The organism is Bradyrhizobium sp. LB8.2 (genome assembly GCF_040548035.1).
Classification (GTDB): domain Bacteria; phylum Pseudomonadota; class Alphaproteobacteria; order Rhizobiales; family Xanthobacteraceae; genus Bradyrhizobium.
On record NZ_JBEPQV010000035.1, the window covers coordinates 38,814 to 62,210 of the forward strand.

Sequence of the window (23,397 nt, forward strand, 5' to 3'; positions counted from 1 at the left end):
TGAGTCCGATACAGTGAATTCGTCAAACAATTTCGCGAAGCTGTTTGAGAGTGAGCGGACGACCGGCCTGGTCGACGAGGCCGGACAACGTGATCTTCTGATCGCGATAAAGTTCAGCGCGACCACGGCCGAGCAGCTCGTTCAGCTCAGCATCCGGCTTATCCTTGATGAAATCGTCGAAGCCGATGTCGTCAGCTGCGGGCTCACCTGCGATGACAGGGATCTCAGTGCTGCGGCAATTCGGGTGCCGCGGGGTGCCGCCGTTGTAGGGAAGATTGTGTCCGATGGGTTTGTAACCGGGCAACACCCACACCTTCCCTGCGTATGAGATGCAGGTGTGCGATGTCCGTCCGTCCAGCACACTGACCTGCTGGATACCGCTGAAGACATCTGGATTATCCAGCACGGATTTAGTCCGGGTTTCTCGCACAACCGCGCTACTGGCGCCCCGGACGAGGATTTTGGCCTTCCGACGAGACATCTCCATGAGCCCGTCAGTGTAATTCAGTTCAGATGTCCCACGGATGCGGCCGACCATCTCGGCATCGCTCTCCCCGCCGACGATACCCATTCGCATCTCCTGGGCGAACCGGTCCTTAATCCATGACGACTGCTCATCCAACCAGTCCTGCAGGACGGCGCCGGACATCATGGTGTCCTTGACCAGGGCGAGCGCGGCCGGAGCGTCAAGGGCGATATTGCGGAGGTTGGTACCCATCAACTCATTGACGGACTGGAGCAGGAAAAAGCTTTCGACCTCGGCCAGGCCCTGCAGCTCCCGGGTCGCGTGCTTGCCTATGTCTCGGTAGGTCTTCGATATCAGCGTCGAGACCGCCTGGAGCAGCTTGTCCACTCGCTGCCGGCGATAGGCTTCCCGCGCAGGCTCGGAAGGAGAGATGGTGATAATCTCGGCCGCAATGCCTTTTTCCAAGGTCCGCAGGAAAGCGGATATCTCGTTACGGAACGAGACCTGGTGCCGAAGCAGGTAAAGCTGACGCTTCCTCAGCTTCTCAGCGAGGGCTTCATTGCGTTGGCTCATCAGGCATCAGGGCTTCACGACGAGCCGCATCTTCATCAATTAGTACCTTCTCCTCGTCAAAGGACCGGGCGCCGCTGATAACCTCACCCTTCACTATGGCTTCATAGAAGCTTTCTGAGCTGATTTGGCTGGAGACCACGGCCTTGAGCAGCGCGGTGATGGTCGGAGCATCAAGGGATTGCGGATTGAAGTCGGTATTTAGCTTCACCGACACCTTGGTGCTGCCCTGACCTGACCAGTCCGCCATGAATTTCAGGATGCGGGTGAGACCGCGGCTGACCGAGTTCGCGATCGATGCCAGCGTGCTGATTTCCCCTTGCCGCTTTTGACCCAAAGCTTCAGCCGTCTCGACCTCTCGCTTTTCCGGGGCGAGCATGCGGGCGCCGAGGGCGGCCATTTGGGCTTCCTTATCGATCATGCCCTGCCGGAGCTGCTTGAGACCTTCTCCCTTGAATTCAAGGTAGCTGGCAGAGGCTTGCGGGTTCTCGAGCACCCAAGCCGTCTTCGAGCCAATACGGAACTCATCGTCGGTGCTAGCGCCCGATACGACCGGTACAGGGAGGCCGGTGAAGTGGAGGCCATGCTCCAGGTCGGCATAGTTCCGGTAATGGGCGATGTTCAGGTCCGCGACGTCCGACAGAAGCGGGTCATAGATGCAGGTGTCATTTCCTTCCGCGCTGAAAAATTCAAACGGGATCTCGGTGAGAGCCTTGCCGTTGTTCAGCGGGGCATACTGCGCATGGAGTTGCAGCGACGTGGAGCGCCCGGACTGGGACTGGACTTCGCGATAGATGGATTGCTGATAGCGGCCCTCCTTCAGTTCGAGCACCCTGTACTGTTTGATATCAACGACCTCGTAGGCGTCCTTTGTGCTTACTTCCTGCTCGCATTCCTCCAGCACAACCAGGCTGAGGACGGTCTTGCCCCCTACCCGTGTGGTACGCCAATTGATGATGTTCTCGGCTTCATAGATGGAGGAGTAGACCCGTAGTCCCATCTTCTCCGCGTGTGCCAAGGTAATGACGCTGCCTTCAGGGTTCTCAGCGGTGGGGAAGTCTACAAGGACGCCGCAGCGGTTCACGTCCATGACCTGCTTCACGACCTGACCGGCGAACTGGTCGAAACTCTTGCCGGTCAGGGTGATGTCTTCGCGGATGGCATCCAGTGCGGCCGGCGCCTCCACAGCTGGCGGCTTGCGCATCACCATGCCGGCGAAGGTCTCGGAAACCCGGGCCGTGGCGTTCACAAAGACCGCGCGCTCTACATACTCCCGGTATTCCTTATTGCCCTCGGCGTTTCTCTCCTGCCCACCCAGGCGAGGTAGATACAACTCACCGCCGTTCTTTACCGCCTTCTGACCGGCAATAACGTCGCGCAGCTTGCGCCAGTCATCGCGATGTTTGACATATTCAGGATGGCGCGTATCGACAGGCACTAACCGAGTTTGACTTTCTTCATGCCCCCCATACTGGGTGAGATAAACAATTCTGTAAACGCCCAAACAACGGCGTCCATTCGGTCAGGGCTTCGGTCCATCGTCTCGGGGTTATAGCTGCAGAGTTGGTTCTCCAATTTCGAGAACACCTTGCAGTGAATGATTTCACGGCGCTCGTAGTAAGCGGCAATCGGTTCAAGGCGGATAATCTTCCCGCGCGATGCGGTGACATCACCATAGTTCACTGTGCGATCGGCGCCGCGGATAGTTGCCCTCACCATGTCGCCGCCGTAGTTGCGCTCTCCAACGATCTTGTCAGCTTGGTAGTGGTTATAGGCGTTGACGGCGCGATTAGCCCACTGTTCGGGCGTAACGAGGCCGGAGTAATCCTCGATGACGTACCCCTTGCCATCGACACCCTTGCCACACACCGCAATCCCGACCTCGCTGCTGTTGACCGTGGACGAGCCCGACGGGTCCACAGCGACGACGATACGGACCATGTCAGGGACAGGCATGCCCGGCTTGAGGTGGATGATCTGGTCGCGCTTGATACGCCCACCTTCGGACTTGAAGCGCCAGTTGCCATGAATAAGCCGCTGCTGCTGCTCTTCGGACTGGGCATACAGCTTCGCCAGGTAGTCCGGATCGGCTTCCATCAGGATTTTGTTGTCGTAGATGTTCGAGGGGATGAACGTCAGGCTAAGCGCCCTCGTCTTCGGGCCGAACCGCTCAATCAGCTCCTCTCGGGTGTCACCGAAGTGGAATGTGTCCTTGATGCAGGTGAACCAGCGAATGACGCCGGCACGTTCCTGGATGGGATAGCCGTCATCGCCAATCCACCAGTCGATGAGCCCCTGCCCGGCGCCGCCGTTCTCCCGTCCGGTCCAATCGACCAGGAAGCTATCAGGGTCCGGGTTGCACGTTGCCCGTATGTAAGGCCGGATGCCGCAGGTCGAGCGATTGCGGCTCAGCATGTAGATGAACTGCTTGCGCGTGAAGTGCGTCAGCTCATCGAAGAGGATGAGGGGTATCTGCGACCCCTGCCAGTTCAGCACGGTTTTCTCGTGCTGCAGGTGGGTCATTGTGATTTTGGCCGCCGAGGGGAATTCCCACGACAGGCTAGGGCTTAGCCGTGGCTTGGCCTTCTTGAGCGGGTAGATCTTCTCCGCTTCATCCCACAGACCGCCCTCGGCCGTGATTTGCGGAGTCTCACGACGGAAGAAGACCGCACCGAAATCCTTGTTGCGGGTATGCCGCAGGGGCTCCATCAATAGAGCCCAGGTCTTCCCTCCGCCTGCAGCTCCCCCGTAGATGGCGATGTCGGCCGACGAGGCTAAGAAGTTTTCCTGAGGCCCCGCCTGAGGACGAATATCAACCAATACCCTCGCTTTCCTTGCGAGGATTCCAACACGTCACGGATTCGCTGACAAACAAAAAGGCCCGCGTGAACGGGCCTTGCCTTCCGGGGGGAAGTTATTGGCGCGAGAAGATGCGCGTGTCCGAAGCGGTCGCCGCACCCGGAGCGTTCAGGGTGAGCTTAACCTTCTGGAAGTTCAAGGGTCCTGCGACGGTGATCGCCGTCGGCGTGGTGAACAGTGTCAACGCCGACGTGCTCACGATTGAACCGTTTGCGGAATCTGCACCAGTGCCTTTGGTCGACAGTGTGAGTGTCGCAGTCACTCCGGCAACAGAGCTGGAAATCAACATCGTCATGGTCCCACGAGTGCTGGGGACGGACTTGTACGTGCCGGTCGTGCTGGAGGTGTGTTGAGCGGAATGGACGGTCAGATAATCGTTACTCGTCTCCGTGGCAAATGTCTGTGCATCCGCAACAGCGACAAGCCCCACGACCAAAGCTGCCAAAAGCGTGCCGAGCAGCATAAATTTATTCTTCACTTCAATAACCCTTTCATGATTGGCCCAAGCATGAGTCAACACTGAAAGGCCGTCAACTATCTTCCGTTTGCAGGCAGGTAGATGGTGACTTCATCCTTTTCCGGATCGGGATTGCTGCCGCCCGGGCCGGGAAGTGCGCGGTCAGCGCCTTTAAAGCCGAAACGGTTTCGCATCTGCACGATCCAAAGAGGCGTGTTGAACCTCTTACCCATCGTCACGCCTTTGCGGCCGAGAGCGTCCCACCACGCCTCAGACAGCAAACGACCATATTTTACGGCTTCGGCAAATTCGGGATTGTCGTCCTGCAGCGATGTCCACGTCTCGTGACTCAACGCGCGCGAAGGCGGTATGGCCAAGCACACCCGAACTTCCACATCGGAAGCGCCGGCTTGGTACTGTGAAGTCATGATGGCTTCCCAATTGGGTGGGAGGTCGCCTAGCTTTGTCCGGGGACGGCCTACAGCCCGCGTCTCACCCTTATCACCGCCACGACCCCGTCGCGCTGGTTTATTGCTCATCCATTATTATGCGCACAGCAGCGGGATTGTTGGCAAGCATGCTAAAGCGGAGGCGCTTCTGCAGTAGGATCGACAAGTGCTACGTCGTATTTCCATCCCGTCGACACCACGACGTGCCACATGAGTTGCTGTGCCTCAGTGATTTGCTTTTCCAGGTCTTCAAGATTTTGGAAATGATTTGAACTCTTGAACGAGTGTCTACTGAAATGATCGGCGCCGCCACCTTCGGCATACCAAGTGCCATGGGCGACGACGATCCTGGCTTTTTGGTTCAGCAGATGGCACCGGCTAAACAGTCTTGAGATTTTCCCGGCTTCGAGGTCCTTTCTTGTCCTCAGCAATACTTCCTTGGTTACGTTGAACAACGTGGCAACGTCATATGGCCCCACCACGACCGCGGACAGCTCCTCATTCAGCTTGAGAGCGTCGCCCAGGCGCAGGCGAATTGACAGTTCCAGCTGCGAGAACGAATAGATGAACTTCCCGATCGCTTGGTAAATCTCGTCGCCAAGCTCTTTCCCATCAACTAGCGTGTGGTCCGGCATAACGTGCTCACATGTTTTCAATGACTTATCGGATGGTGACAGCAATCTACAACTCAGTCATGATTCCCACACGTCGAAAGGCGGATATAAATCGATGAGAAGATAGAGAAATGGCTGTTGTAATTGCAATCGTGGTCGCTTTTGGCGGCGGACTGTTCACTGGTTTTCACCAGGCGAAGGCAAACCCGAACGCCGATACGTTCCTGCAAACCTCCTCCCACATCGTCCAGGACGGCTCCAGCATCGACTAAGCCGGCGCAGAACAAAGGCCCCGATGAGGGGCCTTTTCGTTGAGGACGGCGGCAAGGACAAACGGCCAAAGCTGCTCCTGGCGCCCTCTCCTCGTCCCCGTTGCTGGACACGGTGGACTTGTCCTGACCCGGCTCCCTTCAAACCGGCTAGCCTATACCGGGATATACCTGCGTGGCCATTTCCCGACTTCGGACGTTCCTGTGCGATGCGCTCGCTTGGGCAGGACGGTAGAATATGCACACAACCGCGAATCACTTGGCAAGCACCATGCCCATGTTCGATCACTCGGCCTTCACTGACGGCAACATCGACCCGAAGCTGGTCGATCACGCCAACACCATCGTCGATCGCGCCAGGTCAGCACTGGTAGATAAGCTCTCCACGCGCGGACCAACGGCTAGCCATACCCTTGCGGCCTATGCCATCGCCTACTTTCAGGCTCACATGAGGCGTGCCCTTGAGTTCCTCGACGGCGGAATGGAAGAGATGAGCAATGGCCGTGCCCTGGTCGCCACGACATGCGCACGCTCGGTACTGGAGTCCGTCGCCTGCTTCCACGATTTCTGCCGGCGCCTCACGCTCTTGCTGGATGAGGGCGACATGGTGAAAGCGCTGACCTTCATTGTTGGGCAGGCTTTCGCCACCAAGATGAGCCGCCTGCACGACCAAGACCTCAACAATGTGGCTACGAACGTCGTCTCCCAAGTGGACCGGCTGGATAAACTCGCGCCCGGAGTCCGAGAGGTCTACAACCAGCTTTCCGAAACCACTCACCCGAACGGAATAGGTGCCGTGGGCTATTTCGTGCACGTAGACCATGAGGCTGGCATTGCTCACTTTCAACCTGCAGACAGACACCAGATCAATTTGGTCAGACTTCTCGGTGTCGCGAACTTCCTTGAGCAAATGTTGGGTGATATGAGGGCATTAGCAACACGGATAGATGCGATCATTCGTGAAGATCAGGCGGAATAGCCTACTTCTTCAACACCTGCCGCAGATAGTCGACGCTATATCTCTCCCGCACTCTCGCTTCTTGATGCCGTTGCCGAACTATATCGAGCCAGACAACAATGACGCGGCAGATGCGGAACCATTCCAATTTATCTGTCTCATCAGGTTTGAGGCCCACTTCCTTCGTCGCTTCGTCAAGCAGATGCTCTGGAAGCATTCCGGCAAGCTCCTTCTTCTCCTGCTCTGTGAACTCAAACGTCAGGCGATGAGCCACCCTGTTTCTCATTGTGTTGAGAAGCAATAGAGGCTTGCGCCACCGCGCCTCTATCAGGCCAAGTCCGATGGCAAGCTCCACCTTCGTCGGGAAGTTGACGTTGCGCATCGTCATCTCTTCCGGATTTTTGCAGGCTTCCAGGATCATGGTGATAATGACATGCTCCAGGTAGAGATGCGAGCGGATGAACATGAAGAGTATGTCCCCGGTCTGTAGTTCCTTATCGAACTTCTCGAAATCGAAAGAGAGCTCGTTGGCCTTGGCAATCTCTACGTCTTGCCGCAGCTTCATTTCCTCAGGCATCGCCACGCGTCACCTCCTCACAAGGATGGAATGCCATACCTGAGTACAAGGCCTCCCGTGACAGTTGCAAGGCCGACCAGCCCACCCCACCAGAACGACTTGGGGCCTGCAGACTTCATCGCCAGCCAGAGCAGCAGCGCGCCCAGCCAAGGCCCATAGTTTTTGCTGAAGTCGCCATTGCGCCTCAGCACCTCGATCAGATTCTCATTCCGCACGTCCTGGTCCGACACAGCCTCTCTCCTTCCCCGGAATCCCTTCCGGAGCCCAATCCATCCAGATTGCAGCCGCTTAAATGCGGACCGCTCGCCTATCCTGAGACCACTTCCGGCGCGTCAACCGCTAAACTCGCCGCCACCCGCAATATACCACCCAAAAGTGAGCGTCCCCGCTAGAAACGACAAGGGGCGGAACTTACGCTCCCGCCCCTCACTTAGGGCGTTGAACTTCCTCATCTTTCCACCGGCTTGAGCACCGGGCTCCACTTCAAGATCTCGTTCTGCTTAATCAATCACTGTTTTGGCCGACGGAGCAAGTTACATTTCTGATTTTCTGAACACAATTTCGCAAAACCCGCAATGCGCGCAAACTGCAATATGAAACGAAGTCTGTTACCGGACCGTTCCTCACACGAAACTCGAATCAGCGTGAGTCCATATTTGCCATTGGACACCCGGGCGCCTTCTTGGCGCAACGCACAACGTAGGCACTCGGTGGCCGGTCTAACCATGCAGTGCGTCCTTCGCCTCGAAGCCCGCCCACACCAGCGCGCACAATGCCATACAGCCCAGCAACACCTTCGTTATCATCGTGTCTTCCAAGTCTTCACTTTCTCTCTCGTTTAGGGCCGCGCAGCTTGTTCAGCCGCGCCTGCCGTTGAACTACACCAGGTATCAGCACCTCCAGATCGCGCTTCTCCAGATAATATGCATGCTCAAAAGGGTGGTCTTCTCCCCGCCTGATGCTCGCGGCCTTGAGGTAAGCGAACTCAGCCTCAGCGGCTCCGGGTGGAAGCTTGTCTTTTGGAGCTGCCTTCACCCGGTGCGATACCACGGCCACCATTACTGTCTGGCCAGGCGTTGGTCCCCGCCGGCCAGCTTGCGCAGGCAATGCGCAGCACGCCGACGGCAGCCGAACGGCCCGCCGACTTCCTCGAAGTCAGATGGCTTCACCTTCTTCCATCTGTTGCCGCTGGCATACTGCTCGATGACCGTCTTGTTCAGGCCGTTGAACAGGCGCTCCAGCGTGCCGATGACGCGGACGCGCAGGTAACGGTAGACGACACCACGGGGGGTATTGAACCGGCCTACATACCAGCTCAGTGACGTGGGTTGCTTCTTCATGGGGGTTTTCTCCCTCTTGGTTGGTTTTGATGGGCGATGTTTGCGCTTGGGGGCGCGAACCTTTGAAACGATGTCGCGAGGATGCTCTCTCTCAGAGAACGAGGAGCCGTTGTTTCGGTACGAGAACCCTATCCTGTCGAACCACTTCCATTCAGCCGGAAGCGGCGGATAACTCTCCTGTTCTCCTGGGCGCCCTTCTCAGTTTAACGAGACCACCTGTCCGATTGAGGTACTTACCCGGCCCCGTGATTTTGAATGCACACACGGTCCTCACTTCCTCTTATGAATTGAGAAGAGCCCCGCGTGCTGCGGATGCTCTTCGACGAACCGGATGGCCATGTAAGTCGTCACGGCATTCGGAATTTTGAACGGCTTGCCGTCAGTGGATGGGGTATGAAACCGCACCTGTTCGACTACTGCCTTAGCTCCGTAGTGGTTGAAGCGTTCGGCGGCTTTCAGGGCGTACTCGACAAAGCGGCGGTAGATTTCCGGATTAGCATCCATCCAGCGCTTTGCCCGCTCTTCCACGGGAAGCTTTGGCTTCTCATAGGCGCGGTTCGCAGCCGCGCGAGTGGCGATGTCATGAGGTCCGACCGAGGCCTTGCCAGAAACCCTTCCAAGCTCGACGAACGCCGCAGCTGCTTCCGAAGTCGATGCACCCGCGTTATTCGTCGGGTCGAAGACTGGGAGGAAACCTAGCTCTCGATTGAGCAGTTGGCGGTTCATGACGCGGAGCTCCCGCTAGCCTTCTCCGCGTATTCGATGAGCGCTTTCAGCTCCTCACTAATCCTCTTGGCCGTTTTGTCCGTGAAGACAGGGCAGTCGTGCATTATGTTGCCGCCTGCCTCGGCGTTGCTCCAATGGTCGGCTACTTGCTTCAGATACGAGAGGTCGGGAAGCTCCATTCGTCGGGCGCTCCCATCTAAGCCTTGACCTTCGAGAACGTCGATTTCGATGCAGGCGAAGCGCGGCGTTTCCCAGCGGTCCACATCTTTATCTGCTTCTTCCCGTGTCGCATAAGGCCGGGTGATACTCTCACCTAAGTTAGGGCCGTACTTATCCGTGAGAAGGAAGACGTTCACCCACCCCTTGATGCGCTTGGGCTCTTTCCACTCAGCTACGAGGTCGAGGTCGTGGTTCGTCGCAGCAGCGGCACGACCATCCTCTCTCCAAGATTCCCGGTACTGGCATCCTCCGTTCGTTTCCACCCAACCAATAGCGCCGTCCCACTCGCACTGGTTTTGCTGGAAGGGGTTGCCCACACATCCAACAAATGCCTTACGTCCATCGCGCGTCCGGTAATACTTCCCGGCTTCTAGTTTTAGCTTTTCCAATTCCCTCGCTTTCTGTTGTTAGAAGATGATGGCGAGCGCCACGGCGACGATGATGGCGCCGACGGCGACCAGCCCGGCGAAGTCCATCTTGTTCGGCATGGGCCAGTTTACAGAGTAGTAGGCGTCACGCACGTGGTCAGCCCAGTGCGGGGGCAGCGGTTGGTAGTACATTTCCTGCGTCTTCATGGTCGTTATCTCCTGTTGTTATCGTCATGCTGAGCCGACCCGGAATAGCAGTCAAGATATTTTTCGCTTTACCCGAATATTTATCTGTGAGAGGATTCTTCTACAACAGGAGCAATGACCATGAGCAGGAGTAAACGAGACTACGAACACCATATGGATGCGGTGCAAGCCCTCCCGGGTTACGAGGAGTGGCTTGAGGAGCATCAGCGCCAGGTCACGGACGAAGACCTTCAGCGGATGTACGAGCAGCAATACGAAGGCCGGAGGAATGGCTAACCGACACCTCCTCCACCGCAGCAAGATGGATGCGTTCAAGCAATGGCTGACCGACAAGGGTTATATAATCGAAGCTCCCAAGGGTGTGTTTGAGGCTCTTCGGTTTCGAGCAAGCCCTAATAATCCGCCCATAATCATTCATGACAGGCTTTGGGGCGACCATTTCACTGCGTATGGGACTGGCCTAAATATCGTTAGACGCTTCATCAGTGATACCAAGCAGCATGGCAAAGCCACTTAACTCTGCCCTGCACCCGGCGTGTGATGAGTTTGACCCCATCGAGTGTGGCAAACACCTCACAGAGCGCATCAACAGTTTCACAAACCCGGCAGGCCTCATCTGTTACTGGCGCTCGGGATTGAACAAGCTTCGCCTGGCAGCAATGCCGGAGAAGTACCGGCACGCACTACAGCGCCGGTATGAAGACAGGTTGGACGCCATCAACGACCACGGCCCCGACTATTTTATGAACCAATGAATGTAAGCACCAATGAACTGGAACGCACCGAAGCCAACGAGCACCTTTCAACTCGCTCCCATAGGCCAACACAAAGCCATCCTGTACGGCCTCATCGACGTGGGCACGCAGGACACGAAGAACATGAAGGGCGAGGACGTGAAGCAGCGCCAAATCTACGCGCAGCTTGAGCTTCACGGCAAGAATGCCCCGCTCATCGATGGCAAGCCGCCCGTGTTCTCAAAGCGTCTCACCTTCTCCATGCACGAAAAGGCCACCCTGCGTGCCATCATCGAGGCCATTACGAACACGACGCACAGCGGGAACGTCTATGGCGACGGCATCGACATCTTGCCTGCGGTCGGCGGCGCTTGCCTCCTGCAGCTCGCCGAGAGCAAGAAGCCGGACGGTAGCGAGGGCCGGAAGATCCAGGCAGTCATGCCCGTTGACCCCGATGCTCCGAAGCCGGAGCGCGTGAATCCGCTGCGGACCTTTAATCTCGACGCCTTCGACCAGACCATCTTCGAAGGCCTGCCGCAGTACATGAGGGAGTTGATTGCGAAATCGCCGGAGTATCAGGCGCTCAATGGCAATGCCATCAACGCCGCTCAAAGTGAGATCGCGGCGGGGACACCGGCCGCTGTCACTGATGCACCGTTCGACGACGAAATCCCGTTCTAGCATGGATGCAAACACCACCCGCGATGCAGACGCCGCAGAACTTGCGGCGCTGTATCAGTCGGCTGAAGAAGCTGGGAAGACATTCGCCAAGCACATGGAGGCTTCATTGCCTCTGTGGCAGGCGGTGCAGGATGCCAGGGCAGCCCGAGACACGTTCAAGCGCGACTTCAAGGCGAAGCACATGGGCATGAACGTAAAACCAACAGAGAAAGCCACGTAATGGCCGACAAAAAAACCCGCGATGGCATCTTCATCAACATGAGCCGTCGGCCGAAGCTGCGCGAGATGTTGGCGTGGCTCATGGAAAAGCACGGGCTCACATCATTCGCCGATGTCGCCTATCAGGCCATCTGGCGCTGGTATGAGCTGAGCAAAGGTAAGTAGATGGTTCCAATTCGGGAACGCCAAAATCAGATTGCGTAATGGAAATATTGGAGCGAGGATAATGAGACCGGGGCTGGCAATACCTTTTCATTTCGTAATTTTTGAAGAGACCCGGGGGGCCGCTGACGAAAGTCAGTGGCCCCGGTCATTTTAGGAACGGCAGATCGCGCGGCAGGTTTTCTGTTCAGTCACCGCGTCCAGACAGCGCGAGGACCCTCCCGAGGCCCCAGCCTGTCCCCTCTCTCAGGCTGGAGTCTTTCGTTGTCTTTACCCGAATAGATTGAGGTCCAACGCGAAAGCGCCTGCCCAAGCCGCGTCCGCTTCATCCTCGCCGAGGTCCTTCCCCCAGCGCGCCTTCGCCGCCGCCTGCATGTCAGGCTTCTTGGCGTTGCCTTTGCCGGTGGCGTGGATCTTCAGTTTGCTGAGATGGACCGCCGACCATGGGAGCCCCGCCAGCTCGCAGGCGAGTACGGCAGCTCCGAGCATGGGAAAGAGCGCTTTGACGCTGGAGAACTGTCCTGAGAATGGCTCTTCGATGCAGACGCCGATGCAATCCGGTCCGGCGAAGCGCTGGACGACCCCGTGAACGCCGACCGTGCGACTTCCGATGTTGCCTTCAAACCGAAGTGCCTGGGCATCGAGACCTCCATCAAGATACACCCTGCTAACGCCGAGTGTCGTTCCCAAATCCAAGCCGAGCACGTAATTGCGGCCCAATCAAAGCGCTTTGATTGATTTACCCACAACGTACAGAGGAAGCTTGCGCTTTGCTTTGCGGATAAGGGTTTTAACCTCGTCCACGAGTTTGGCTGGCACGCGAACGGGAACGGTAGGCTCATCGTAGAGGCTCGGCCGGCCAGGCCGACGGTGCTTCACAGGATGTGTTGGTTGCATCTTTGAATCGTGCGCCGACATCGAATCCCCGTCAAATGCAAAAGGCCCCCAGCATGAGCTGAGGGCCTACAAGCATCCAGGGGGGGTACATCCGCCCTTAATGATGCCAGAACAGAGCGAGCAAAAGAATTATCGGGAGCGGGATGCCGAGCATCCAAAGCAGTGCGCCTCTACCAAAACCCATGGTCTCCTCCTGTGTTGCCTATACAACCTGCAGGGGCCGCGAGAGTTCCGAGACTGGAACGTTCAACAATCCAGAAGGTTGTAGCTGAAACTGGAGGCACCAATGGCAGTCAACAAACCTACCGGCGACAATGCACGCAAGGGCGCGGTGAAGAAGCGCACGCAGCTGAAGAACCCGCTCACCAAGACTTCGACTAAGCGCAACAAGAAGGGTGGCCAGTTCATGGCCGTCAAAAAGAGCGCGGCGAAATTCAAGGGTGTTCGAAAGGAGAAGTGATGGGCCGGTTTTTCATCGGCATCATCATCTTAAGCGTCGCGATAATCCTCGCGGCGTATTTGCACGTCCTCGTTCTCTAGGACTGACGGCGGGCTATCTTAAATTGGAGATCGAGCACGCCGCGTCCTCGCGGGGCGCTCTCCGCGTAAGAACTTCAGGCCCTCTATTGTGAGCTTGCGTGCGTCGTCGGATTTGTCAGACAAGAATTTGACCAACCGCTCGCGCGCAGCCCTCTCCTCTTCCGAGGTAAGGGGCACCATCATCCCGTAGGTTTGCATAATCTTGTCGATGATTTCCATGCACAGCAACTTTTTCATGGAACAAAGGTTCCCACGAACCGTTGGAGCGCGGGAGTAAAGCCATGGATAAAGTTACGCGTTGTTTGCGGTGCGGCAAAAGAACCGTCCCGGTCCCAGGTCGACACGGCCGAACTGAACTCCAGTGCATCTTCTGTGACAGCCTTGATCCCATGAAAGTGGAGCAGACAAACAAATGGGCCGAGAGCTCATTGGCCGTTCCGATTTCCGAGACAAACCCTTAAACGAGCCGGCCCGGAGGAAGGATTCTCCTAGAGGTACATCCCTCAATACTGCGGTCGCTTCAGCAACTCCGGAAGCCGTGATATCGCCTTGGCAATCCGCCTTGCCTCGTCATGGGTGAGGAATTGCTCGGCGTATTGGTACGAACGATCGTGAAGGTCTTGCCGGTGGACGACGCTGCAAAGGGGGAAGCCGTTCGCATCCTTCACGCGGAAGGACCATTCTTCTTCCTCCATCACCCACGGCGCAGGAAACCGCCGAAGGTTATCCATCACATCCTGCGGTTAGCCGGAGTGCCGACGATTTTCTTGCCGGAAGCGTAAGTCTTATCCAGGCGCCGTTCGCCCACAAGCCGGTCCCGCTGTTCGACAAGCCCCTCCACTTTGGCCTGCATTCGCTGGAGCAGCGATTCAGCCGAAGCCGTTCCTATCCCGGCCCGTTGGAGCTGGAGGATTTCCTTGCGCTGGCGGCCAATCTGCGCGCGCATGTGCTCGATTTCCGAGCGGACGTATTCGAGTGTGGGCATGGGATACCTGGGATTTATCCCAGTAGAACGAAACAGGAACGACAAGTCAAGCCAGCCAACGAAAAAGGCCGCCAATCGGCGGCCTCGGGAATTCACCTGTATGGGGGTGGCCTAAGCCCGCCGCCGCTCAGGCTGAATTGCTACCTCTTGAGCAGCTTTACGCAGCTTCTTAAGCTCTGCCAGGCGTGCGAGATGCTTCGTGCTAGCCGGGGTTCCTGACCGCGGAGCATCTACCTTTCGAGCCGCTTTTTGGCTCACTTTCACAATCTGGTCGCGGGTCATAGCGCTATCCCTTGCCGTACGTGTACAGACATATAGCACGCTTCCGATAATCTTAAACCTGCTTCGTAAACAACCAGTGGTCCTTCTGGGTCGTTTCGTCGCGAAACCGTTCAGAGGTTTCGTACCCGCAGATGTGAACCGAAGCGCTGATAAGGTCATATTTCGTCAGGGCTTTTTGTTCCAGCCCTGCGTAAAATGTCTCCATTGTGATGTTCTGAGGTCCGACCTTTTCTACCAGTTGACGGACAGCCTGCCGCAGCTTGATACCGACAAAGGTCCGCCATTGCTTGGGAATATACCGGTCAACGGTCTCCTTCGTGTAATCCGGAGGCGACACATTCCAGTTATGCTGCAGGTGCTGTTCCCGAATTCCGAATCGGAGGTCATAGGCCTCTAGCTCATCGTCAGGTACGAGCATGACGGACATCAAGATCACGATCTCCGCATCAACGTCGTAACCAAGGGCGAACTCGACGAACTCCACACCCCAGGCATCGTTGGCTGGAGGGTCTGGGTCGACTTGCAGATCGAACTCAAAGGCCATCCGGCCGACATACTGTATTTCAGTAGAAAAGCGAAGCGGCCTTCCCTTTCAACCAGAGGATATCTCAGTCAAACCTCATGTGCTTCGGCCAAGGGTCCAGAGGCTTTCGTTTCTGCGGTAGGTGAACGATGCTCTTCGCTTCCTCGCTCTCTTCACGCTTCTGGCGGCACTCCTCCAAAAACAGTTCGAGCTGTTCAAACTGCTGGCGTTGCTCCGCCCGGTTCACGCGGCACCTCGCAGCTGAGCACTCTTCTCCTCTACCCGCCTCCGCATATCCTCATCGTGACGGCGCTTGGATTCCGCGAGCCGCCTTTCCGCTGCCTCCAGATCGACGGCGCTCAACACCGCGGCGCCCGTTCCGTCCTTCCAGCGCTCCTGGTTCAGCCAGGTCACGAGCTGGGGCGCATACACGGTGTCTTCCTTGTCCACCCCGACACGAGCCTTAACTCCGGCTAGGATGTCGGCAGGTAAAGATCCGCGCTTGAGTGCAGCCGCATAAGCCTTGAGTGCAGGCTGCCGTGGATTGGGCGCATTGCCCCTGCTCCACTTCGCCTTCCAGATTTCTTCAAACCCGTCCGGCTCCCCCTTGGGGGTTGGGGGGTTATTCTTACTGGATAGTTCAGATGGACTATTAGGGTGAACCTCCTTCACCCCATCAGGTGAACGTGGTTCACCCCTTGATGGAACGTCGTTCACCCCATCGGGCCAGCAGGCGATGTACTCATTCGCCGCCCACTTCTTGCCTTTCAGTTCGCGCTTGCGCGGCTTTATCCAGCCTTCGTCTTCTGCAACTTGAAGGTGGGTAATAATGGCACGCTCACTGAGTGAGCAAAGCTTTGCCAACCGTTCCTGACTCGGAAACATCGGATCACCGAAATCGTTGAGGTGGCTTGCAAGCGCCTGCAGGACAATTTTTGTGGTGGCGCTCAGCTTGGATTCCCAAATCTTTTGCTTCCAGCTCCAGGTACTCATGCAGCCAGCACCCGCTTGAACTCAATCACCCATACCCATGGGTTGGCTTTCCAAGCTCCTTTGCCGTTGATGTGGTCCCAGAGCGAGCCAAAACACTCCTCGATGGTGTCGCTACCGTCCCAACCGCTTAGCCCTGAGAATTCTGGGAATGCATTGGGCGGAAATTTGCCACCAAACCCCTCTGCATCACAGTCAGCTTCCGAGATATCCTGTAGCCGCTCCACTCGCACGCCGACAATCTCCAGCAATATACGGCTGGCCCAGCGGGGCATGTAGATGCTGGGTTTCCAACCCTCACCAGCAACGCTGTCTGGAAAATCCGAGCGAAACTCTAGCCCCGCACCTTTCAGAACGCGCGGCGGGCCTTCCATAGGGGTGATGTCAATATCCAGCGGCCTAAACGCTTCCCGCACCCACAGCCGGTCACCGGGCTTGCCGTAGGGGCACGCAGCACCAACACCCATTTGCTGAAGCAGCTCTGGGACGAGCTTCAATCCCTGTTTATTTGGTCTGAGACTTACTATCCGCCGCGTCTGCGTTTTGCGGCCTTCCAGTATCGCGCGCACCATCGGCGCACTGAAAATGATTGGGCGTTCTTTTATCGATGGAGGTGAGATTGCATCCATGCACCTTCTTTCTGTTGTTTCCCGATGCACCGTAGAAATTCGGGGGCCGATAAGGGTGCATGCTCACCGGCCTTGAACAAATGCTGAGTCAGTGAGCTCAGCCCGTCAAGCCATTTCGCATTTAGGGCGAGTTATGTTAAATCGCTCACCTGCAAGAAGGGCGGTCCGATGAGCGTCGAAGACGACACCGAAAAACAGGCTCGTGACGCGATCAATCAGTACACCTCAACGGTGGCCTACCCGGTCATCTGGACGGACGGGACCAAAATCATAACTTTAGGCACCGGGGTCCTTTTCCGGCATCAGGACCGTCACTTCCTGTTGACCGCCAAGCACCTATTCGCAGCGTTCACGGGTCCACGGTTTCCTTACGAGGGCCTCGTTGGACCGACGACCCGCAAGCATGGCATCCCTCGTGAACTGGGGAAAATCCACGTTTACGAGACAAAGGGTGAGGATTCGGACTTCCTGGACGTGATCGCGATCGAGCTTCTTGACGCCGAGTTGATCGGACTTATCAAGCAGACCTGGTCCTTCATCACCGTCGAGGACTTTGCACTGCCCAATCCGGAGTCAGTTTATTTTATTGCAGGATTTCCGAAGGAGAGAGAACGGCAGTTCGGAGAGCATGTGGGCGCCGCGCTGCTGACGCTGACGACCAATCAGACTGATCAAATTCCTTCCGACGTTGAGCATTATGACCCAAACGTCGATCTGTTCTGCAAGTACGACAAAACAGCCGCAGATTTCTACAACAACAATGAGTTAGTGAGCGCGCCATGGGTCGGCGGCGTCAGCGGTGGCCCGGCGTTTCGGGTTGCAGATCTTGCCCCCGCAGTGTGGACCCCTCAATCCGGTACGAGGTTTGTCGGATTGCAAAGCAGCGCATCGACGAGCAAGCAGTGGCTAAGGATCAAGAACGTCTACGCCGTGGCTGCCTACTTCAAAGAAGCGTCATCGGATATCGCCGAAGCCATTCTAGCCCACTTGTCGAAGCAATAAACTGATTCACAAGCGCTCATTTGCGGCGCAAGATTCGGCCTCACCGAAAATCTTAAACATTTCTGCGGAGGCCTTTATGGGCATTCACGACGCACGCCCCTGCCCGTGTGGCAGCGGCTTATCTTCCCATTGGGTGAATGACGCCCGGGGGATTCCCTTGTGCCGGATTTGTCCGACATGCGCGAAGGAGAAGCTTTCCGGTTATCGACCGGAGGTGCTGACCGACAGCAACTACCACGCCGACGAAGACATCGATGGGGATTAAGCTATTTCGCAATTGGTATCGCTGCAACGGCGACCACCTGATGCAGTGGACGACCGAGACGCCTCATCCGGTGAACTCGCCCTGCCCGACTTGCGGGCTTCTGTTCTTCCCCTGGGCGAGTGAGGACATGACGACCGCCAAGTTCAAGTCGGATAACGGCATCGTCGATCCGCCGCAGCTTGACTTCTTTAAGTGAACGTCCGTCAGTGCGATTCCACCCGTAGAGCAGCGACGAGGGGTATCACCGAGTGAACGGGCTCAAAGAAGCTCGGTGTAGCCTGATGACTTGCAAGGTGCTGACGAACACCCCCGGCTTCGGCCGGGGGAATTTCTTATGCCCCGCAATGCGCTCGCACATTCGTTGCGGTATACGATTTTACGGCTCAGCATGAATCTCCACTCACCGCGAGACATCAACATGCTTGAGCGAATTTCATTCGCCCTCGTCAACAATCGTGGGCGCTACACTCACTTCATCCATCTGGATGGGACCATCGCCTGCCTCAAACCTCTCGAAGCACTCCACGAAGCGCGCGTCGGCGTCATGGTGGATTCCGACTTCCCGAACGAAGCGCAGTACGACGCAATCGAACTCCTTGCAGCCTACGCCATCGGCGAGAACCCTGCGGTCTTCATGCAGTTCGAGGAGGCGACCGCACCGTTCGCGGCGAGGTTTCGCGCCGGCGACCCGATAAACGCTTTCCTGCAGATCATCGATGCCTGAGCTTGGGGCGCTGACCAGGTGGCGCAGCTTCCTTCGATGGAAAGCCCCAACCCAATGTTCGCTGAAATCGGCGAACCGTGAACACTCCCCGACTGGCCCTCTGCATCATTGTTGCAGGGGGCGTTTTTTTGGGTAGAATCCGGCCGGAGGTGGACGCATGCCCCAACACGTTTCGTTCAGCTACGACGACTCCTTACATCTCCGGCCCACGGTCACCATCTACGAGGACGGTACGTACAAGGAGCATCGCCCCTTCCGGACGGCGCGGAAGGCGACGGTCAATCTTTATGCGAACCCTTACGGGGGACCGAAAAAGGCACAACTCGACCTCGCGCAGAAACTCGCCGCCGCCGCCGTTGCGATGACGCCCGACTGTGTGATTGAATTTGGCCCGCAGACCTCTCCGTGGACCTATGAATTCTTCGCACGGGCCTTTGGAGATGAATTTGTAGAAGGATACGCAGGATGATTGCCCGATTTAACCGCGCCCATGACCGCCTGATTATCAGACTTGCGAAGTCCCCCCTCGCCAGCAAATTGCCCACAGTACCGGAATGGGTGCTGTGGGCTGTTCAGTTTTCTCTAGTGGCCGGGATTGCTTTGACGCTCTACACGCAGTTCAGGTTTGGACTCTGAAGCGCTCAATATCTTCGCCTGCGTCCTTCAGCTTCTTCAGCCAGCCTGCGAGCGCGCCGACGCCGCTCCAGGTTTCGCCGTTTGGCCCTCGATACTTTATGCGAACCGATTTCTTTGCCGTCTGCCCAGGCGTGAAGCCCATGGCTTTGATTTCCGCCTCCAGCTCGACGCGCCGAAGATCCTTGGCTTCGTTATAGGCGGCGGTGATGAGGGGGAACGTCTCATGCTGTTGAGCCAGCGGGAGCGCTTTGAATTCGTTTACGAGCTTTGACATGCAGCCACCTCCTTGTAGGCAGCATAGGCTGGGCAAGCCGCCGTTCAATGAGGGTGAGAGGGCATTACAGGGCAAAGAAAAAGGCCCGAAGGCCCTTCGTGGCTTATTAGGCGCCTGAGTGGGACACGTCCGCTCACTTTGAGACCGAAGCCCCGGCGCTTATTGCAGGCATCCTCACGCAATCTACTTCCGCTTGCAATCAGTAATATACGCCATTGTTTATCAGGTCGAAATATGCAGCTTCGTCGAAATCCGAAAAGCGAAAGTGTATGATGGAGCCGTCCCAACGCTCCCAGTCCCACCCGGCCTTGCCAGCGTAAGCAGCGCATTGAAGCAACTTTTCAAGATTGGTGTCGGGGTCGTCTTCATCCACCAATACAGCGTGTTCGTATGACCAGAACAATCAGGCCTTCCTTCCGATCAGGAACGCCGCAGGCTTCAGCTTTAACACCTTCATCTCCTCCCGCATCCAACGAGGGACCGAACCCCTGCCCGACCACGAAAGGCTTTTGTCTTTTTTACTTCTGTAACGTGGCTCGGGCTTTGTGCGTGTTTTCTTGACCATGGGCTTGAAGAACGTCCGCCTGTCCTCCTCGCCTATCTTGGCCATCTCGGATTTGAGAGCTTTCAGCCGGGCTTTGCGCGCGCTGTTGTGCAGCCTGCCCAGCGTGTTCAACAGGGAAGATTGCTCATCAATGGGAAGAGATTTGAATTGAGTGAGTATCTGCGAAGCAGTTTTCTTCGGCATGGCATGCACCTTTAAGGATGTCAGCACCTTAAAGCCCATTGTCAGAGAGTCCATGCCTGTGAGAGTGTGAGGGCTCGGGCGCCCCCTTGGTTCGCAAACTTTAGTGGGCGCCCGTTTTTGTTGCACTTAATGCGCTTTGTTGTTGCGGTATACAACTTAACGGCTCAGATTCTTTCTTGCGAACCAAGGAAAGAACTCAATGTGTCTCAATTCATTTACACCACGCCCGGGCGTCAGCGTCCCGCTGCGGTAATCCACACCACTGTCAGCTTCAAGCTCGAAGGCGCCAAGGGCGCGGTCTTCTGGACCGATAGCAAACAGCACATCAGCGAACTCACCCCGGCAGATTGGATGCCGCTCGCTGGCCATGAAGGCACCATATCCGGCGCGACCTTCCTTCGGGTGTGCGTTGACGAGCTGACCGCCGACTTGGCGATGCTCACCACTCTCCCATCGACTGACCACATTGCAGGGCTGGCTTCTCAATTCGCCAGCACCTGCATTTGCATCGCCCACCGCCAGCTTGAGGCGGATGGCCTGATTTAACGAGCCTACAAACTCAAACCCTAACGAAAGCGAGGACCATGAATGCCAATACCCAACTGAACCCCAACCTGACCCACGTTGTGCCGTTGAACCTGCTGGTTCAATCCAAGGTCAACGTCCGCAAGACCAACGCCAAGGACGGCATCGAGGGACTTGCCGCCAACATCGAAGCCCTTGGCCTCCGCCAGAACCTCAACGTCCGCAAACTTTCCGACGGCACCAGCGAGGTTATCGCCGGGCAGCGCCGCTTGATGGCGCTCCAGCTTTTGGCGAAGCAGAAGAAAATCCCCGAAGACTTTTTGGTGCCCTGTCTCGAAGTGAAGGACGAACAGGAGGCGAAGGAAATCTCCATCGCTGAAAACGTCATGCGCGAGGCGATGCACCCGGCAGACCAATTCGAGGCGTTCAACGCCCTTGTGGTCGAAGGGATGCCGATTGAGGACGTGGCGGCCAAGTACGGCGTCACTCCCGCCGTAGTGAAGCAGCGCATGAAGTTGGCCACCGTATCCCCGAAAATCGTCAAAGCCTTCCGTGCCGGGGAATTGACCCTTGAGCATGTGATGGCCTTCACCCTGACCAGCGACAAGAAGATGCAGGAGAAGGTGTTTGGCGAAATGAGCGAGTTCATGGATGCAGACGACATCCGGGGCGAGTTGACGGAAGGCATGGTGGACATCGACCGCGATAGCGCCGCGAAGCTTGTGGGCATCGAGGCTTATGAGGCCGCTGGCGGCGAGGTTGTCCGCGACTTGTTCGACAAAGAAAGCACCGGGTACATGAAGGACGAGGTACTGCTCACAAAGCTCGCTCTGGAGAAGCTTGCAGCCGAGGCCGAGAAGGTGAAAGCCGAGGGTTGGAAGTGGGTCGAACACGCCCCCAGCTTCGACTACGACTACAAGATGGGGCGCATCCACGGTAGAAGGTTCACAAAGGCCGACAAGGAGCGCGCTGGCGCCCGTGTCAGTATCTCCTACAACGGCGAACTCAGCATTGAGCGCGGCCTTATCCTAGCCGCCGACATGAAGGCGGAAAAGGCGAAGAACGCAGAGAAGCGCGGCGAGCCTGTCTCCGGCGAGTATGCGCAGAGCCAGATTGAAACTCTCACCGCTCACCGCACGGCTGCCATCCGGTTTGAACTCACCCGGAATGTGCATGTGGCGAAGGTGGCCGTTACCCACGCGCTTGCCCTCTCCGCCTTCTACGAGCGCAATTGGGATACTTCCTCCGCAATGGAGATACACACCAAGCCCCGCAACCTCGAACCGCTTACGCGCGATACCGAGCGCGACCAGTTGACCGCGAAGGAGGCGGGCGAGGTTAGCAAGGTGCTTCGTGACAGCCTGCCCAAGAAGCCGGAGCAGCTTTGGGACCATCTTTTGAAGCTGGACGATGCAGACCTCGATGTGGTTCTCGCCTGCGCCGCCGCCTGCACGCTGGATGCCGTGAGGACGAAATTCCCTGAGGCGCGCAAGATGCAGAATGTTGAAGAGATTGCCGCAGCACTCAATCTCGACATGACCAAGCATTGGGAGCCGAAGGCTGACGGCTTCATTGGACGCATGAAGAAGTCGCAGATGGTTCAGGCGCTCAAACAGGCGGGCAAGGCAGACGCCGCCTTCAACGTCGAGAAGATGAAGCGCGATGCCGCCGTGAAAGCCACGGCAACCGCTTTGGAAGGCACGGGCTGGCTCCCGGCGATGCTCAAGCCCGCCAACGACAACAAGAAGGCGAAGCGGGAGAAGGCGGCATGACTACGCAAGCACAGGGGACTTCGGCCCCCCTCAAGTAGCAGCAGCTATCGGTTGCTGTAACCGGCCTGGTCGACGAACTCTTGGGCCTCGGGACTCAGCGCGTCTTCCGTCGGAATCTCGGCAACCTTCGGCGCCTCCACCTCTTCCACTGTCACGGTGACACGGTACTCGCGCGTCACCGTCTTCTTCTCGATACTCATCAGGCAATGCTCCATCGCTGCGAGAAACGGCATCTCGCAAACCAGATTGACAAAGTGCCTGATGAGAGGGAGAACCCCCGATGTTGAAGGCGGAGAGTTCAGGCTCACCACCAGGCGTCAGGTGACGTTGTTTCAAGAACGTCGCCTGACTTCCCGCCTAAGTGCTTTGCACCGAATCGGCAAGCGAAAAGCCGGTGGTTCCCCACGTTTTCCGGGTATAACCTGCGGCGCTTTTTGGGGATATCTGCTGAAGTCTGGCGATAACCCTTAGGACACAATGTCTTAGTCTGTGGAAAGATTTTTTACGAAACCCGCAAAGCCGTGTTGACAATCAACATAATCATCACACCGACCATCATACTAACAAGCAAACGACTAACACGATCAAACACGGGCAACGACAGCAGCATCAGCAACAAAATAAGCTCACTAATATCAGCACCACCAAATCAACTACAAAAGCACGCAACAACCTTCTTCAAACAATCACCGTTACGATTACCGCGATAGATGTGCGCCGTTGATTATTG

36 protein-coding genes are annotated in these 23,397 nt (G+C 56.8%); 14 read left to right on the plus strand and 22 right to left on the minus strand.

All coding sequences use genetic code 11. The annotated features are described in order from the left end of the window. Positions 1–22: 22 nt before the first annotated feature. The 6 genes from ABIB06_RS32095 to ABIB06_RS32120 all read right to left on the minus strand — a co-directional run bounded on the left by ABIB06_RS32095 (position 23) and on the right by ABIB06_RS32120 (position 5,436). The gene (locus ABIB06_RS32095) at positions 23–1,039 is read right to left on the minus strand and encodes a hypothetical protein (protein WP_354069591.1); all 1,017 of its coding nucleotides are present in this window, start codon (positions 1,037–1,039) and stop codon (positions 23–25) included. Beyond that, a complete protein-coding gene (locus tag ABIB06_RS32100; RefSeq protein ID WP_354069593.1) occupies positions 1,023–2,474 on the minus strand; it encodes a DUF4055 domain-containing protein in 1,452 nt (483 codons plus the stop codon). Before ABIB06_RS32100 ends, ABIB06_RS32095 begins: the two co-directional genes overlap by 17 nt. After that, positions 2,474–3,856, minus strand: coding sequence for a terminase large subunit domain-containing protein (locus tag ABIB06_RS32105; protein ID WP_354069595.1), 1,383 nt, complete (start codon positions 3,854–3,856; stop codon positions 2,474–2,476). The genes ABIB06_RS32100 and ABIB06_RS32105 overlap by 1 nt, the downstream gene beginning before the upstream one ends. A gap of 94 nt (positions 3,857–3,950) precedes the next feature. Next, complete coding sequence (locus ABIB06_RS32110; RefSeq protein WP_354069597.1) at positions 3,951–4,373, minus strand: hypothetical protein; 423 nt, start codon at positions 4,371–4,373, stop codon at positions 3,951–3,953. A gap of 56 nt (positions 4,374–4,429) precedes the next feature. Next, on the minus strand, positions 4,430–4,780 hold the full coding sequence (locus tag ABIB06_RS32115) for a hypothetical protein (protein ID WP_354069599.1): 351 nt from the start codon (positions 4,778–4,780) through the stop codon (positions 4,430–4,432). A gap of 152 nt (positions 4,781–4,932) precedes the next feature. Then, complete coding sequence (locus ABIB06_RS32120; protein ID WP_354069601.1) at positions 4,933–5,436, minus strand: hypothetical protein; 504 nt, start codon at positions 5,434–5,436, stop codon at positions 4,933–4,935. A 110-nt stretch (positions 5,437–5,546) separates the two neighbouring features. On the opposite strand from ABIB06_RS32120, the gene ABIB06_RS32125 reads away from it, so the two are divergent. Together ABIB06_RS32125 and ABIB06_RS32130 are read left to right on the plus strand one after the other, a co-directional pair. Then, a complete protein-coding gene (locus ABIB06_RS32125; RefSeq protein WP_354069603.1) occupies positions 5,547–5,687 on the plus strand; it encodes a hypothetical protein in 141 nt (46 codons plus the stop codon). A gap of 268 nt (positions 5,688–5,955) precedes the next feature. Next, positions 5,956–6,663, plus strand: coding sequence for a hypothetical protein (locus ABIB06_RS32130; protein WP_354069605.1), 708 nt, complete (start codon positions 5,956–5,958; stop codon positions 6,661–6,663). Between the two features lies 1 nt (position 6,664). On the opposite strand, the gene ABIB06_RS32135 is transcribed toward ABIB06_RS32130, so the two are convergent. The 6 genes from ABIB06_RS32135 to ABIB06_RS32160 form a co-directional block, all read right to left on the minus strand. Further along, positions 6,665–7,225 carry a hypothetical protein gene (locus ABIB06_RS32135; RefSeq protein ID WP_354069607.1) on the minus strand — a complete coding sequence of 187 codons (561 nt, stop codon included), beginning with the start codon at positions 7,223–7,225 and terminating at the stop codon, positions 6,665–6,667. 11 nt (positions 7,226–7,236) lie between these two features. Beyond that, the gene (locus ABIB06_RS32140) at positions 7,237–7,449 is read right to left on the minus strand and encodes a hypothetical protein (protein ID WP_354069609.1); all 213 of its coding nucleotides are present in this window, start codon (positions 7,447–7,449) and stop codon (positions 7,237–7,239) included. Positions 7,450–8,277: 828 nt separating this feature from the next. Beyond that, on the minus strand, positions 8,278–8,559 hold the full coding sequence (locus ABIB06_RS32145; protein WP_354069611.1) for a hypothetical protein: 282 nt from the start codon (positions 8,557–8,559) through the stop codon (positions 8,278–8,280). Between the two features lie 270 nt (positions 8,560–8,829). Continuing rightward, positions 8,830–9,285, minus strand: coding sequence for a hypothetical protein (locus ABIB06_RS32150; protein WP_354069613.1), 456 nt, complete (start codon positions 9,283–9,285; stop codon positions 8,830–8,832). After that, on the minus strand, positions 9,282–9,893 hold the full coding sequence (locus tag ABIB06_RS32155; RefSeq protein WP_354069615.1) for a hypothetical protein: 612 nt from the start codon (positions 9,891–9,893) through the stop codon (positions 9,282–9,284). The genes ABIB06_RS32150 and ABIB06_RS32155 overlap by 4 nt, the downstream gene beginning before the upstream one ends. A gap of 18 nt (positions 9,894–9,911) precedes the next feature. After that, positions 9,912–10,079, minus strand: a complete 168-nt coding sequence (locus ABIB06_RS32160) for a hypothetical protein (protein ID WP_354069617.1) — start codon at positions 10,077–10,079, stop codon at positions 9,912–9,914. A 120-nt stretch (positions 10,080–10,199) separates the two neighbouring features. Between ABIB06_RS32160 and ABIB06_RS32165 the strand changes: the two genes are divergently transcribed. The 5 genes from ABIB06_RS32165 to ABIB06_RS32185 all read left to right on the plus strand — a co-directional run bounded on the left by ABIB06_RS32165 (position 10,200) and on the right by ABIB06_RS32185 (position 11,878). Beyond that, entirely contained in the window at positions 10,200–10,355 is a 156-nt protein-coding gene (locus ABIB06_RS32165; protein WP_354069619.1) for a hypothetical protein, read from the plus strand. A 224-nt stretch (positions 10,356–10,579) separates the two neighbouring features. Beyond that, positions 10,580–10,834 carry a hypothetical protein gene (locus tag ABIB06_RS32170; protein WP_354069621.1) on the plus strand — a complete coding sequence of 85 codons (255 nt, stop codon included), beginning with the start codon at positions 10,580–10,582 and terminating at the stop codon, positions 10,832–10,834. A gap of 12 nt (positions 10,835–10,846) precedes the next feature. Further along, entirely contained in the window at positions 10,847–11,494 is a 648-nt protein-coding gene (locus ABIB06_RS32175) for a phage replication initiation protein, NGO0469 family (RefSeq protein WP_354069623.1), read from the plus strand. Position 11,495: 1 nt separating this feature from the next. Next, entirely contained in the window at positions 11,496–11,714 is a 219-nt protein-coding gene (locus tag ABIB06_RS32180) for a hypothetical protein (protein WP_354069625.1), read from the plus strand. Further along, positions 11,714–11,878, plus strand: coding sequence for a hypothetical protein (locus ABIB06_RS32185; protein WP_354069627.1), 165 nt, complete (start codon positions 11,714–11,716; stop codon positions 11,876–11,878). Before ABIB06_RS32180 ends, ABIB06_RS32185 begins: the two co-directional genes overlap by 1 nt. Positions 11,879–12,145: 267 nt before the next feature. Here the strand turns inward: ABIB06_RS32185 and ABIB06_RS32190 are convergent, their stop codons facing one another. Next, positions 12,146–12,595, minus strand: a complete 450-nt coding sequence (locus ABIB06_RS32190) for a hypothetical protein (protein WP_354069629.1) — start codon at positions 12,593–12,595, stop codon at positions 12,146–12,148. Between the two features lie 463 nt (positions 12,596–13,058). On the opposite strand from ABIB06_RS32190, the gene ABIB06_RS32195 reads away from it, so the two are divergent. After that, positions 13,059–13,232: a hypothetical protein gene (locus tag ABIB06_RS32195; protein ID WP_354069631.1), complete on the plus strand. Its 174-nt coding sequence runs from the start codon at positions 13,059–13,061 to the stop codon at positions 13,230–13,232. A gap of 98 nt (positions 13,233–13,330) precedes the next feature. Here ABIB06_RS32195 and ABIB06_RS32200 read toward each other — a convergent pair whose 3' ends face one another. The 5 genes from ABIB06_RS32200 to ABIB06_RS32220 form a co-directional block, all read right to left on the minus strand. Then, positions 13,331–13,549, minus strand: coding sequence for a hypothetical protein (locus ABIB06_RS32200; protein WP_354069633.1), 219 nt, complete (start codon positions 13,547–13,549; stop codon positions 13,331–13,333). A 493-nt stretch (positions 13,550–14,042) separates the two neighbouring features. Further along, on the minus strand, positions 14,043–14,297 hold the full coding sequence (locus ABIB06_RS32205; protein WP_354069635.1) for a hypothetical protein: 255 nt from the start codon (positions 14,295–14,297) through the stop codon (positions 14,043–14,045). Between the two features lie 334 nt (positions 14,298–14,631). Next, positions 14,632–15,123, minus strand: a complete 492-nt coding sequence (locus ABIB06_RS32210) for a hypothetical protein (protein ID WP_354069637.1) — start codon at positions 15,121–15,123, stop codon at positions 14,632–14,634. Between the two features lie 222 nt (positions 15,124–15,345). Further along, positions 15,346–16,095, minus strand: a complete 750-nt coding sequence (locus ABIB06_RS32215; protein WP_354069639.1) for a helix-turn-helix domain-containing protein — start codon at positions 16,093–16,095, stop codon at positions 15,346–15,348. After that, positions 16,092–16,721, minus strand: coding sequence for a hypothetical protein (locus ABIB06_RS32220; protein ID WP_354069641.1), 630 nt, complete (start codon positions 16,719–16,721; stop codon positions 16,092–16,094). The genes ABIB06_RS32215 and ABIB06_RS32220 overlap by 4 nt, the downstream gene beginning before the upstream one ends. Before the next feature lie 168 nt (positions 16,722–16,889). On the opposite strand from ABIB06_RS32220, the gene ABIB06_RS32225 reads away from it, so the two are divergent. The 4 genes from ABIB06_RS32225 to ABIB06_RS32240 all read left to right on the plus strand — a co-directional run bounded on the left by ABIB06_RS32225 (position 16,890) and on the right by ABIB06_RS32240 (position 19,181). Next, positions 16,890–17,723: a hypothetical protein gene (locus ABIB06_RS32225; protein WP_354069643.1), complete on the plus strand. Its 834-nt coding sequence runs from the start codon at positions 16,890–16,892 to the stop codon at positions 17,721–17,723. A 254-nt stretch (positions 17,724–17,977) separates the two neighbouring features. Next, positions 17,978–18,184, plus strand: a complete 207-nt coding sequence (locus tag ABIB06_RS32230) for a hypothetical protein (RefSeq protein WP_354069645.1) — start codon at positions 17,978–17,980, stop codon at positions 18,182–18,184. Positions 18,185–18,322: 138 nt separating this feature from the next. Continuing rightward, complete coding sequence (locus ABIB06_RS32235) at positions 18,323–18,712, plus strand: hypothetical protein (protein ID WP_354069647.1); 390 nt, start codon at positions 18,323–18,325, stop codon at positions 18,710–18,712. Positions 18,713–18,869: 157 nt separating this feature from the next. Beyond that, positions 18,870–19,181, plus strand: a complete 312-nt coding sequence (locus ABIB06_RS32240) for a hypothetical protein (protein WP_354069649.1) — start codon at positions 18,870–18,872, stop codon at positions 19,179–19,181. Positions 19,182–19,331: 150 nt separating this feature from the next. Here ABIB06_RS32240 and ABIB06_RS32245 read toward each other — a convergent pair whose 3' ends face one another. The 3 genes from ABIB06_RS32245 to ABIB06_RS32255 all read right to left on the minus strand — a co-directional run bounded on the left by ABIB06_RS32245 (position 19,332) and on the right by ABIB06_RS32255 (position 20,409). Continuing rightward, positions 19,332–19,622 carry an H-NS family nucleoid-associated regulatory protein gene (locus ABIB06_RS32245; RefSeq protein ID WP_354069651.1) on the minus strand — a complete coding sequence of 97 codons (291 nt, stop codon included), beginning with the start codon at positions 19,620–19,622 and terminating at the stop codon, positions 19,332–19,334. Positions 19,623–19,821: 199 nt separating this feature from the next. After that, entirely contained in the window at positions 19,822–20,025 is a 204-nt protein-coding gene (locus ABIB06_RS32250; protein ID WP_354069653.1) for a hypothetical protein, read from the minus strand. Then, entirely contained in the window at positions 20,026–20,409 is a 384-nt protein-coding gene (locus ABIB06_RS32255; RefSeq protein WP_354069655.1) for an H-NS family nucleoid-associated regulatory protein, read from the minus strand. A 162-nt stretch (positions 20,410–20,571) separates the two neighbouring features. On the opposite strand from ABIB06_RS32255, the gene ABIB06_RS32260 reads away from it, so the two are divergent. Together ABIB06_RS32260 and ABIB06_RS32265 are read left to right on the plus strand one after the other, a co-directional pair. Then, entirely contained in the window at positions 20,572–20,916 is a 345-nt protein-coding gene (locus tag ABIB06_RS32260; protein WP_354125688.1) for a hypothetical protein, read from the plus strand. A gap of 38 nt (positions 20,917–20,954) precedes the next feature. Then, positions 20,955–22,667, plus strand: a complete 1,713-nt coding sequence (locus ABIB06_RS32265; protein ID WP_354125689.1) for a ParB/RepB/Spo0J family partition protein — start codon at positions 20,955–20,957, stop codon at positions 22,665–22,667. Positions 22,668–22,711: 44 nt separating this feature from the next. Here ABIB06_RS32265 and ABIB06_RS32270 read toward each other — a convergent pair whose 3' ends face one another. After that, positions 22,712–22,900 (minus strand): hypothetical protein, encoded by a 189-nt coding sequence (locus tag ABIB06_RS32270; protein WP_354069661.1) that lies wholly within the window; start codon positions 22,898–22,900, stop codon positions 22,712–22,714. Positions 22,901–23,397: the final 497 nt, after the last annotated feature.